Consider the following 13,060-nt stretch of genomic DNA (forward strand, 5'->3'; position numbering starts at 1 on the left):
TCATATTCCAACTATTGCTGAGGTACACAGCGCAGTGTCCCGGACAGAACTCCGCTGTTGGGTGAATGGAACTGGATGGAATCTTTTGAGATAACGCGCTTGCTAAGAGGTTCTCCTGTAAGTGGCTGACAATCCTGAACGCCATAGATTGTCAGTTCTAATGGCTGGTGGGATTGTATTGACCAACTGATCGCGCTTCTGTTTTGCTGCCATTTAAGCAACACACCGTTAGCACTTTGCAACCGGACTGATTTTGTATCGTTTGAGTGAGTTGAAAATACTGTGCGAGGTTGCTTTAGAATCAGGAACTTGCCATCTTCAGCTTGGTTCCACCCTGCTAAATCGGTTCCTGTTGGATAACCAAGTTTATCAGGCAGTCGAATGCTTTTTATGCCGGAAGAGGTGACCTGCCAGCGGCCATCTAAAGTTTTTGCAACTCCCGTTTCATACAGACTCTGGGCTCGCAAGGCATACTCACTGAGAAAAAGCGGTGTTGTCGGTTGAGTGAGAGCCCAGTCATAAACAGATTTCAGAGCCTGGAGTGAGGCAGGGTACTGTGCAGAATGCATGTTGTAATAGATACTGATTGGTTTTAATCGACGTGGCTCGCCCAAGATAGCAAAAGTTTCAAGCACACGGTGATAACCATCATAGTTCGCGGTCCATTGCTGGGTATAACTGAGTTCATTCGCGATAGGCGCGTAGACTTGTACTGCATTGGGATACCATTGAATTGCCGCAGAAACTCGCGTCATGTCATCGTTACCATTAACAGCATAACTGTTGCCGCCATTCACATTTAGCAAGTGTGCATTAGAGGCCACTGTTAACGCTTGCTGGTCTGGGTCAGCCTGACCGGACCAAAGTATCAGTTTGGCTTTTTTATTGGCGGGAGAGAGTTGAGCATTAATGTAATTGGTACTCCCGACTATCTCATGTCGAACATTCGTTAAAGAAGATGGTGTATTGGAATTTTTCTTTGCAGTATCCGGGTTCCAATATTGCGGGTGACTATAGGTATGAGAGGCAATTTCTACATTGATTTGGCTAAATATCTTTTTGGCGGTCTGGATGAACGCTTGTTTTTGTTCGTCTGTTATTTCACTGCTGGCTATGTCTCCGGCAACCACTGACACTGTAACAGGAAGCGGGTATTTGGTTAGGATTTGCTGATAAATGACTTCCCCGGCAATGGGCGTATCTGGTAGCCAGGTTTTGGAGCTGAAACCATCACCATCAATATGGCTGGTCAAAATTCGTTGGCCTGATTCTGTGGTGATATCGGCCGCAGGAATCACCGGAAGATTCAGTGTCGCTTCGATAAGGCGGAACGGATCAATCGCCCAAGACTCCTGACCATTCGCAAGGTAACTAATAGGTAGTGGACTCAGCGCCGCGCCACCCCAAGGTGCACTAAACAAGAGAGCAGACTGACTACCAGACTTATCAGCGAAAGAAACCAAGGTTTTGACGTCGGAATTGTTCGATTGCCAGGCAGGAGATGGGTCAAATGCGCTGAACGATACAGGGTAACGCCCACCCGTCCAATTCTTTCCTTTTTGCTGCTCTATTTTCCCCGTAAGTGTTCCATCAGATTGAATTCCGATCTGAGCTAGCAATTTGGGGTTGGTAGGCAAGGCGTTAATAAATAGAACCGGAACGGAACCGATCAGTTTATTCAACCAGTTTTGTACGGCTGGAAACCTCTGGAACGCGCCTTCATCTAACCAGGTGATTACACCGGCATAGCGACTAATGTCTAAGTCACTTAAGGAAAGGGACTTTATATCCACACATTCAGGGACATAACCCAGGTATTCAATAGGCATCGCCAGGTTCCGGTGGCACGTAGAGGCCGCTGGATTCATTTCCGAACTTTCATATATTCCCAACACTCTTCTGGCAATTGGCTCAATGCTACTTATACCAAATTCATACAATAATCCGTCACTGATATAAGGCGTGTTTTTTTCATCAATGAGGCGCTGAGCGGCTCGTTTTTGATCGGCCCTTCTTGAAGCAGGAATATAGTCAATGACTATGGTTTCTATCCCTTTAGCTTTGACATGATTGAGCTGGTTGTTGAGCCATTTAGAATCATTAGCGGTGGTTTTACCGTATAGCTGATTAACAGGGTCATACTTATGATAGAGCGACTCTGCAACCACGGCATAAGGTTTAAAAGATAGTGAATCCAGGAGCTCAAATCCACGATTAAACATTATCTTAGGCTTGTCGGGAGAGTCGGTAATTGCATTCAATATATTGGTCAGAGCACTTTTTTGTGTAGGTAAGTCGTAGCCATTTTGGCTAAGCAGGGTGTAGCTATCTAAGGTATCCAGAAACAAGCCATCGAAGTGCTGATTGGTCAGAGACCTGACCTGGGAAAACAAGTAATTCCGCCAACTAGGTGAAGACAGATCCATCACATGGCTGTTCCAATTACCGTTTTTGATTGGAGACGCTGATTGCAATGAGTCGGGTAGTTTCGTTCCTCCGTATTCGCCCACACTAAGATAGGCGAATACCAATGTCCCGGAAGTTTGAAGCGTTGCCGTCTGCTCCGGGGTAATCAGCGTCGGATTGACCACCACGCGGTCATAATTCATTAACTCGCGCACTGAATCGATCCGATTGTAATAGAAGGCAATAGAGGGGGGCATGCTCCCAAAAGCGGGGGCATTCAAACTTCCTAATAAAAGAAAAATCAGTAACGAAGAGCGCATGCAACACCATAGCCTTATATTTGATGTGGATAGAGTGTGTATCTGTTCTAGAGATATTGCAAAAAATAAACTTGACTCCAAATAATCGTTGCAAATTCTTAAATTTGAGAAAATAGAAATCCATTTTATTAGTTAGAAAGTAACAAAAACCTTAGTGCTTTAGACTGAACGTAATTCGGTAAAATCAGGCAGATTAAGACTGGGAAAGTTATTTGATTGATTTATAAAGTGGGTTAATTTGAAGACTCAATAATTGGTATTCCACTGCCTATTTTCTCCTGTCCAAAGATGGCCGACTTTAATAAGAAATTTAACTACACCTGCTATATCAAACCACCCGAAAAGTTCGTTAAAAGTGTTACTACTAGTGGCTGACTTTTGTCACGATTTTAAGCTGAGATTTCATGCATAGCACTGGATTTCAGTGCAAGTTAGTAAGTTGCCAATTCTCTTGAAACCCCCGTCGGGAAAGGACTTGCAACAATGTTAACTTAATTGAACCATTGTAATTCATCGCGTTATCACGGTGGGGAACGGAAAAAATTCACTTGTTGATAGTATTATTTCTAAGATTTGCTTAAACGGATACCTTGTCTACACTTGAACCCACTTAACAGTGCTCATATCAGTCTACTGACAAAACAGAGTCAATTTTGAGGCTGAAGGCATAACCAAGTCAATTGAGCGCTGACGTCATAGAGCTTGCGTTGTCATGAATCAGAAATTCTGAAGTAGATTTACAGAACGGTGGTTTGTATGGTGTAACAATGGCTTAAATTGAAACCAACCTCTTTCTTAAGGATAAGAAATTATGCTATTAAGAAACATTGTTGAAAAGATATCCATCAAACCGTTATTTTTCTTATTATTGCCCTTTTTTGCTACTTCAGTTTCGGCAGACCCACTGCCTGATGTTGCGTTAAAGGTGCTGGTTATCTCACCTACAGCAGAGACAAATGAAACCAATTCAGATGGCAGCGTGAATACAAATTACGCGCGCGGTCTGGACGCCATCGACGATATGCTGGACGAGATGGGAGTACCATATGACGTCCTTGATGCTAGTACTGAAGTACTAGACTGGGATAAGCTAGTCACTAACGGTCAGGGTAACTATAACGGCATCATTCTGACTAATTCATTTCTTTATTACCCAAATGAAGGCAATCCATGGAACTCTGCCTTTACGTTAGATGAATGGAAATTACTTCATGAATATGAGCGCACTTTTAATGTGCGCGAGTCAGTAATGTCTGGCGATCCGATACCGTGGTGCTGGGCGAAACAAGATTTAGATCTCGATTACGGTATGGACTGGCAAGATGTAGAGTCTAATTATGCTGATTTAACCGCTAGTTGGAACATTCCTGCCGGCTCTGTTAACGATAAAGAAGTATTTGAATATGTTAATAGAAACCAGTCTGTAGCATTGGTCGGTGAAAAATTTCTGGCTACGCCAAGAAGTATTCCTCTTACCTGTAGCGCAGACGTGGTGCTCGATGCGACCGCAACACCACTTCTAATTGACCAGGCTTCAGGCAAAGCTTTGATATCCAGGGTTGAGTACCCTGATGGGCGCGAAGTACTTCTTTCGACTATTACTAACGCCTGGTATTTAGTGTTCTCCCAGGTACTCAATTACGAGTTCTTAAATTTTGCTACTCAAGGTGTATTCATCGGTTCGCGTAAAGTTTATCTGTCTGCGCATATTGATGACATATTCATTGGTGATGACCTGTGGAATATTGGTACTAATACTACTGGCCCTAACAGTTACCGGACAACTCCAGCCGACATTCAGAATGTTGTAAGCGCCAACGCGAAATTCATAAACAGTAATTCAGCTCTAATGTCTGATTACAAACTGGATTTCGTCTATAACGGTATAGGTGCTGCAAGACCACCTTTAGAATCTCAGCAGGACACCTTTATCGATTCTATGTATCGCCGTGCTGACAATGGCGATCAAAGCACTTCTTTTTCATCGAACCTCTTCAAACTATACAAACAACATGCGCTGTTCGATTTTGGCAGTGTTCAGTTACCTGCTGGCATCGACAGTTTTCAGGAAGCTGCGACAGCGATACTCACCCTTACTACCGCAAATAATGTCAACTCACCTAGTGGTCATATTTGCATGGTGAATAAAGCCTGGGATGAGTCAGCCAATTGGCGAGATAGATTAGGCACTGGATCTTGTGTTTCTTATACCTATAAAGCGAGCAATGGCGCTGACACTCAAGGTATTATTGAAGCTAATGTCACTTCACTTGTAAATCAGTGGAAAGAGTCCGGTGGCTCCAATAATTTTGGATTCCTTGTAAGAGCGAAGAAAAATACTTGGGTTGAACTTTATACCCGCGAAGCAGAAAACGAAAGCTATCGTCCGAAACTCTACATAGAATATGTGTCTGATTCCCAGCCACTGACTGACGCGATAGTAGCGAATGCAGATCACTTCCGATTTATAAACCATACTCTGACACACCGAAAACTATTCGAAAGCACAGGGGCAACTTACGATATCGTCTTTGCTGAACTGGACGAAAACCTCAAGGTATGGGAAGAGCTAAACCTCCCGGACTTTGACAATGATTCTAAGGTACTCGTGACAGGCGAACATTCGGGTTTAGAAAATGGTATTGGTGAATACACTGGCGGAGACTATGCACTAGAAGATTTAATCCCTTATCCAGATGGGCTAAATTATGCACTTGTTTACGCAATGGAAGCGTTGGGTATCGAATATGTTGCTTCAGATTCTTCTCGTGTGAACCAAAATACAGAGCAGAAACTTCCTGGTAGTAATATTATGCTGCTACCGCGCTATCCAACATCGGTATTTTACAATGTTACTACGCCAGCAGAATTAACAGACGAATATAACTATATATTCTATGAGCGTTATGGCGAAATGGATCCACCAGTCGATCCTTGTACCGTTCCGGCAGCAATTTGTGCACCTCGTAGTTATTCACAAATTTTGGCGGCTGAAGCGGAAACAGCATTCCGTCATATGCTGTCGTATAAACCTTGGCCTCACTACTTCCATAGCGCTAATCTGCGTAATTATAGCGGTGGAGATACACTGGTTTATGACTGGCTAAATGTTGTCGTGAATAAATATAAATCTTATATGCGCTTACCAATCGTCAATATCGATTACTTGAGTAACGGTGAAAAGAGTAGAGAGAAACTGCTTGCGAGCGAAGCTAATGTAAGAGGCGTATGGAACCGAGATACCAATACAGTCACCGTTACTGCCGACAGTCCTGTAACAGTTCGAATGACAGGGGTGGGCAGCGACAGTTATGGCGGCCAATATCAATTGAAAGCTACAGTGGATGCGAACGGGGAAGTATTTACCGTAGACCGCTCACTTGATTAAGGTGTCGTAAAGCTAAGTTTTACTAACTAATTAAAAAACCCGAAAAACAAACTGTTTTTCGGGTTTTATTTTTTCTACAAACTGTTTAATTACAAACACAGCATGCACTGTTTGTGCTGCATACTCATTTCTTTTAAACGTTATGTACTTAATCTAGTAAATATATTGTTCACGTGATTTGTTAACCAGCTTACGACAGTAAATGGTGCGTTTCTTCATACGGCGGGAAGACTTGTTTATTTTTTGAACCAAAAAGGGGGCGCAGGTCACGCCTTGGTAATTATATCGAACATGTGTGTTGATTATTTTTTACGTAATTTGTAGTGTAATTGTTAAAAGAACTGAGTTCAGCATCATCATTCTTCGCTAGTCAAACTGTAATGTATGCAGCTGATTTGTGGGTGTTTATTTAGGCGTTGAGATGCAGCTGCTGTGCATGACGGTTTCACTTTTCGGGTGCGATCCCCTCTGCTAGGGAGGTTCGGTGGCATGATTAGGTTGCGAACATAGCCGTCATGATGGTGACTTTGTTCGGAATATAAACAAGCATTAGCTTAATGCGATGAGAGATGATTAGCTTACATTTTGTAAGTGTTGAATTTGTGAAAATCACCGCCATGGCACGTGACGCCGGAGTTAGGGGATAGAAATGGATGTCATTAATAAAACGGCCGTGGAATTAATCGCCGACTTAAGAGCTTTCAGAATTTCAGCGGTCGAGCTGATGGAAAGAACCATCGCTCATGCTAGGCGAGTGCAAGTTCAGTTTAATCCGTTCTCTGTGACTATGTACGACGAGGCCAGGGCTCAAGCCAGAGTTGCCGATGAGTTGCTTGCGGAGGGCTTAGGGGGAATATTGTGTGGCTTACCCATTACTATTAAAGAGTCTCAATATTTGGCTGACACTCCTTGTACCAATGGTTCCTGTAGTCAGGTGGATTTTATCCCAGAACAAACCAGTGAAGCAGTTCAACGTTTAATTAATGCCGGAGCCATCATCTTTGCTAAAACGACTTGTCCGGAGTTTAGTTTAAGCGGCACTACTCGCAGTGAGCTGTTTGGCTTAACGAAAAACCCACGTGATGATTCCAGAACCAGTGGTGGATCGTCGGGTGGGGCAGGGGCTGCGATCGCAGCAGGAGCTGGAACCTTAAGCTTTGGTGGTGACGGTGGTGGATCAATTCGTATTCCTGCAGCTTTTTGTGGAATCACAGGTTTTAAACCAACGTTTGATCTTATCCCCCGAGAGCCTTGCTCTCCAAGTTGGAGCACTCTCGTTTCTTATGGGCCGATGACACGAAACGTTGCTGATGCAAAACTTATGTTTGATGCGTTGACTCTACAAGCAGACAGTGAATTACATCACCCGAAATCATTACTCGAAACAAAAGTCATTGTGTCTGAAGATCTTGGTCACCTACCGATTGATGACGACGTTCGACATACTTTTCGAACCGTCATTGACACGCTAATCAAATCTGGAGTGGAGGTCGTTTATGATCATCCGCAATTGCCGGCTTCAGTCATTGCTTGGGTGACGAGTGCGTACTATGACACTTGGTATTATCAGTCACTTAAAGAGCAGCCACTTGAAGGTATAGAAGAAGAAACGTTACGCTCATTTCAGTTTGCCAGTACCTTAACGGAAGAAGAGTACTTAGCGGCAGAAGAGCATAGAAATGTTATATTGGCAGCTTATCAAGCTATGTATGAGCGTAATGGCTGTCAGTTGTTTCTCTCTCCCACGGTGGGGTGTGAAGCATTTACGCATGACCGACGATATCCCAAGTATCTCGGTTCAACCAAAATTGAGTTACCCTGGCTGGATTGGGCTGGCTTTCTATATGACGCAAATTTGTGCGGATTTCCGGCTCTGGCAATGCCTATGGGGTACGGTAATGAGAGCTTGCCTCTATCACTACACATTACGGGATTATGTGGGCTGGACAGCCAAATCTTAAACTTTGCTGAACAATTAGAATTTTTATTGGCGTTGGACTCTTCTCCTGTTTATCTGCCTAGTACAGAGGAAGCTGAGTGATGGCATTATGGCAGGTAAATTTTTCAGACAATAGGTACATGGATGAAAACTTGAAACATCGATTTCACCATGCATGGCTGGCATATCAAGCGTGGTACCTGGACGAAGGAGAGGCTGCACGTCCGACATATTTGCAATGTATTCAGGCAATAAAAACTCATATGCCAGAACTGTATCCAACTTATAAAAGATTGACGGAACATTTAGATGCCAATGATCTCATGGCGAGGTTTCTGAGTTTATATAATCCTCCAATTTTTTATAGCGGCTGTTCTCAGTTGGTCACTAAACAAGACAACTGCGCATGGCTAGTAAGAAATTATGACTTTCCGCAGTACCTTTTCGAAGGTCAGGTCATGCTTAGTCAATGGAACGAGAAAAAAGTACTGGGCATGACGGACTGCTTTTGGGGTATTTTAGATGGCATAAATGAAGATGGCCTAGCATGTTCGTTAAATTTTGGCGGCCATGGTGTAAAAGGAGAAGGTTTTGGCATTACCATTGTTTTGCGCTATTTGCTTGAAACATGCAGTAATGTCGAGCAGGCTATTAATAAACTGAAAACGATACCTGTCCATCTTGATTATACGTTGGCTTTGGTAGATGCAAACGGGGAGCACAGGACGGTTTATTTAAACCCAGGTAATAGTCCTGTTATCACTAATCATTATATTTCAGCCAATCATCAAGTAGTGGTTGAAAATGAAGAAGCGCTATTTTTGCCGGACAGTGTTGAAAGGCTCGCTAAACTAGAAGAAATAAGCTGTAACTATACCGAACCTTATCAAATAGCGAGTCAGTTTTTACAGCCGCCATTATACCGAAGTCATCAGGAACACAGGTATGGGACACTATATACCAGTATGTATGATTGCGCGAACAAGCAAGCACATTATGTCTGGCCGTGTACCGAGCAGGTCGTGGGTTTTGATAACTTTAATTCTCGGTCTGTTGTCATTACGAGAACTTAACGACATCAGTTAGAGAGTGTACTTTCGGCAATTACTAGTAAAAGTCATTGTTTTATTAACATTCAGGTGAACGATATCATTCTTATATAAAGTGCTTATTCACCTGAGAGTAAATAGCAGAGCGTAGAATTACATTAATAATGTTAGATCGAGGATTGATCTGGATATTCCCCGCTACGGGGAAGAATACGAAATTCTTAGGTTACCCCCATAACCAAGTTTCAGTTAACGAGTAAGCTGTCTGTATTACTGCTACTCATTACAAGCGATGTTAATTTTCTACATTAAGGACGATGGAAATGTTGGAAACAATGAAGGAATTATCCAAAAGAATAAGAGGTAATTCTAAACAAGTTACGCCAAATTTGTCAGTAAGCAGTGATAAAGAACAAACGAAATTGAAGGGAATGACGGATATTTATCGATTCTTCCGTGATAATGATACGCCGATATATTTTATCTCACCTACTGCTTATAATATATTAGGTTTAGGTCAGTGGATTAATGCGTTCAATTATATTACCCACTTTGATTCATTTGATGGTGGACATTTCCGAGTATTGAATCCAAAAATGGAGCAACCTCGGGATTTTGAATCAATGGAAGATCTGGTGAACTACCTGGTGAGCCATAAAGACAGCATTGATATGTTTGAGCGAAAAGGTTCAAAAGGAAAGATTCTTACCGTCATGTTTGACGAGACGACTGAGCAACTTGCCAAAGAACTCGATATGGAAATCGCTTTACCCAGTCATGAGCTACGAAAATATTTAGATTCCAAAATCGTTACAACTCGTTTAGCCAACGAGGCCAACGTTCCTAGTGCCCCTAACGTATATGACATTGAAGTCTCAAGCTTTAAAGAGTTGATGACCGTAGCGAGAAAGAATGGTCTCGGAACGAAGCTTGTGGTGCAAACTCCATATGGTGATTCCGGTAAGACGACTTTCTTTATTAATAGTGAAGCGGACTGGAATAAACACCAAGATAATATTGTTGATGAAACACTAAAGATCATGAAATACATCAACCACATCCCCGGGACAGTAGAAGCGGTTGCGACACGTTGTGGGACCTTAGTTGGACCGCTTCAAACTGACATTACCGGTTATAAAGAGCTGACTCCTTATGGCGGAGGCTGGTGTGGCAATGATATTTTCCCAGACTTATTGCAGGGAGAAATCCGTAGCCAAATTATCTCCATGGTTAAACGCATGGGTGACAAATTATATGAGACGGGATATCGCGGTACTTTTTGTTTTGATTATCTGGTTGATACTGATGATGGCAAAGTTTATCTAGGTGAAATTAATCCGCGTCTAAGTGGTGCGAGTCCTCTGACAAACCTGGTCACGTCCAAGTACGGCGGCGCACCGCTTATGCTGTTTCACTTATTAGAGTTCATGGATGTCGACTTTGAGATCGATATTGAGAAAATCCAACAACGTTGGGCTGATTATGATAGCTGGACGCAACTGGTACTTAAAAGTACTGACGATAAGGTTAAGCGAATTACTAAAGCCCCCAAAACCGGTATTTGGACTATGTCCGAGAATAGTGATATCAAGTTTGTTCGCGACTCAATTGACTGGACTAACGTCTCAAGCCAAAACGACGCATTTTATATGCGCGTTTACGGAGTAGGAGATTACAGTTATCTCGGGGCGGATTTAGGCATTTTGGTGAGTAGAGGTAGAATGCAAACCGATGACCGTGATCTTACTCGCCGTGCCCGGAAATGGGTTAAGGCGATCCACAGAGAATTTGCATTTGAAGAGGTATTGCCACAGGAGCAAGACGATATGGTGCAAAATTCTATGCGAAAAATGATGTAGGCATCCCAGAGACAAATAATTACTGAAATAGATTCATAGTTGTTTCGGAACGAAAAAGGCCGCTAATTTCTTAGCGGCCGTTTTACTATATGTGGCGTAGAGTCGGGGTCGCGACCGACTAGGGATTTAACAAATCCCATTGATTTTTTAGCGCGCATAAACGACGAAAGCCCGTTGATTTCTCAACGGGCTTTCTAAATGTGGCGGAGAGATAGGGATTTGAACCCTAGAAAAATCATCTCGATACATATAATTAACTGATTATTAGTGTTTTTATCAATTCGCTACCACCGAATGACCGAAAAGTTGACTAACCAGATTGATATTAGATTATCTAGGGATTTTTGCAATTAACAAGGGCTTTGTTGCGTAATCAGAGTGTAGTAAGGATGGCTCACCGTTTCTTCATCAGATATTACAAACTCAGTTACTGGTAGGGAGCTACACCTTGAACTTACTTGTATTTCCTCAAACGGGATTAAATGCTTGATTGATATCGTATTCGCTATTCTTCGCTAAGATACGCCAAGCCACACGGACAAGTTTGTTTGCTAAAGCGACAATAGCTTTTGCTTTGCCACGGCGTGCAATTAATCCCCTCAACCAACCTCCCATTGCGTCTGTTTTACTCGCGCCACATCGGACTACCGCTCAAGCCCCATGAATGAGTAATACCCTTAATTCACGATTACCTGTTTTCGATAACGAATCGAGGTTACTTTTGCCTCCTGTACTATTTTGTTTCGGAACCAGTCCACACCACGCTGAGAACTGCCGACCATTTTGGGAATTGTTTACCAGTGCCTACTTCACTAATCAATGCCGCTGTTAAAATCGGGCCGAAACCAGGAATACTCCGAATAGCTTCATACCTTGGGCTTCGCTGACTCAATAACGCTATTTCCTGAGTAATTTCACCTATACTTTCGCTGACACTGACAAATTCACAGTATAGTGTTTGCAGTAAGTTCCTCATTACAGGAGAAAGCTCATTTTCTGCATCTTCAATCGCTAGCGGTAAATGACTCCGTAGTGCTTTAGCAGACAGCGGGAAGACAACTCCGTACTCAACGGCCAACCCTCTTATCTGATTAGCAAGATCTGTTCTCCACCAAACGTTTACGGACGCTGCGTATCGCTTTGAGGTCTTGTTGCTCAACAGACTTAACAGGAACAAAATGAATGTCGGGTCTAGAAAAGGCTTCGCAAATAGCTCTCGCATCATTGGCGTCGTTTTTTGCCGCCTAACAAATGCTTTTACGTGTTGGGCGGGTATCAGTGCTACTCTAAAGCCTAGCTCCTGAAATATTCTGCCCCAATGATTTGAAGTTGCGCATGACTCCATCGCAAGAGCAGTTTGCTCTGATACTTGACGGACAGTATCGATAAGCCTATCACGATTAACTTTTCGGTTTGACAAAATTTGTCCATCAGTACTCAATACATATACTTGGAAGAGATTTTTGGCTATATCGATGCCGACAACTTTAATAGACATGCTCGTTACTCCTGTTCTCACTGGTTGCACCATTAGTTTGGTACAACGACGCTAGAAGGGCGGTGCGCCCATCACATCAAAGCCACTCAATTTGCAAAATCTACAGTTTGAATATAGGTTTTATAAAAGCATCAGGTTTATTCTGATCAGGGTTACAAGGTAGTTGGTGCTAGTGGGGAGTGGCGTTGTTGACTAAAGTTGTTGACTAAATTAGTTGAACCTTTCCTCAACCCTGCGATCTGAACCCGTGTGATTCAACAGGTCTGAAAGTCTTTGGGGAAGGCAAATGGAAAGTTAAAAAGCATTGGGTAGAAAATCATAGGGCTTGGCGTAAACTGCACCTTGCAGTTGATGTCGATACCCATGATGTTATTAACGTAGAAGTAAGCCTCGTTTCGTTAATGTTGGTGACAGTGAAGCCCTCCCAGCCTTAATTAATCCACTTCTCAAAGAGGTTCATTCAGTATCAGCAGACGGCGCTTACGACACTAAAAAGTGTCATAAAGTATTGCAGAATAGGGCTGTGTGCCTGTTCGAAACTAACAGGTAAGCTCCGTACGATGACTGCGCCCCTTGACTGATTTGATCAACAACTCCATTG

Annotated in this window: 5 protein-coding genes and 2 pseudogenes; 5 read left to right on the forward strand and 2 right to left on the reverse strand. The window is 42.9% G+C overall.

Features of this window, described 5'->3' with window-relative positions:
• Window positions 1-11: 11 nt before the first annotated feature.
• A complete protein-coding gene (locus KHN79_RS16955; RefSeq protein ID WP_244812769.1) occupies window positions 12-2,621 on the reverse strand; it encodes an endo alpha-1,4 polygalactosaminidase in 2,610 nt (869 codons plus the stop codon).
• A gap of 916 nt (window positions 2,622-3,537) precedes the next feature.
• Here KHN79_RS16955 and KHN79_RS16960 point away from each other — a divergent pair.
• From KHN79_RS16960 to KHN79_RS16975, 4 genes are all read left to right on the forward strand, one after another.
• Window positions 3,538-6,114, forward strand: coding sequence for a DNRLRE domain-containing protein (locus KHN79_RS16960; RefSeq protein ID WP_182010087.1), 2,577 nt, complete (start codon window positions 3,538-3,540; stop codon window positions 6,112-6,114).
• Between the two features lie 649 nt (window positions 6,115-6,763).
• Window positions 6,764-8,155 (forward strand): amidase, encoded by a 1,392-nt coding sequence (locus KHN79_RS16965; protein WP_182010086.1) that lies wholly within the window; start codon window positions 6,764-6,766, stop codon window positions 8,153-8,155.
• The gene (locus tag KHN79_RS16970) at window positions 8,155-9,126 is read left to right on the forward strand and encodes a C45 family peptidase (RefSeq protein ID WP_182010085.1); all 972 of its coding nucleotides are present in this window, start codon (window positions 8,155-8,157) and stop codon (window positions 9,124-9,126) included. Before KHN79_RS16965 ends, KHN79_RS16970 begins: the two co-directional genes overlap by 1 nt.
• Before the next feature lie 299 nt (window positions 9,127-9,425).
• Window positions 9,426-10,961, forward strand: a complete 1,536-nt coding sequence (locus KHN79_RS16975) for a hypothetical protein (RefSeq protein ID WP_211907309.1) — start codon at window positions 9,426-9,428, stop codon at window positions 10,959-10,961.
• A 468-nt stretch (window positions 10,962-11,429) separates the two neighbouring features.
• Here KHN79_RS16975 and KHN79_RS16980 read toward each other — a convergent pair.
• Window positions 11,430-12,459 (reverse strand): annotated as a pseudogene (locus KHN79_RS16980) (IS110 family transposase).
• A 251-nt stretch (window positions 12,460-12,710) separates the two neighbouring features.
• Between KHN79_RS16980 and KHN79_RS16985 the strand changes: the two are divergent.
• Window positions 12,711-12,979, forward strand: a pseudogene (locus KHN79_RS16985) (transposase); the annotation flags it as partial.
• Between the last annotated feature and the right edge of the window lie 81 nt (window positions 12,980-13,060).

It is taken from the genome of Vibrio sp. B1FLJ16 (assembly GCF_905175385.1).
Classification (GTDB): Bacteria; Pseudomonadota; Gammaproteobacteria; order Enterobacterales; family Vibrionaceae; genus Vibrio.

Excerpts from the sequence above, each read along its gene's own strand:
- KHN79_RS16970 (WP_182010085.1), top strand. The coding sequence starts at position 8,155 with ATGGCATTATGGCAGGTAAATTTTTCAGACAATAGGTACATGGATGAA.
- KHN79_RS16960 (WP_182010087.1), top strand. The coding sequence starts at position 3,538 with ATGCTATTAAGAAACATTGTTGAAAAGATATCCATCAAACCGTTATTT.
- KHN79_RS16975 (WP_211907309.1), top strand. The coding sequence starts at position 9,426 with ATGTTGGAAACAATGAAGGAATTATCCAAAAGAATAAGAGGTAATTCT.
- KHN79_RS16965 (WP_182010086.1), top strand. The coding sequence starts at position 6,764 with ATGGATGTCATTAATAAAACGGCCGTGGAATTAATCGCCGACTTAAGA.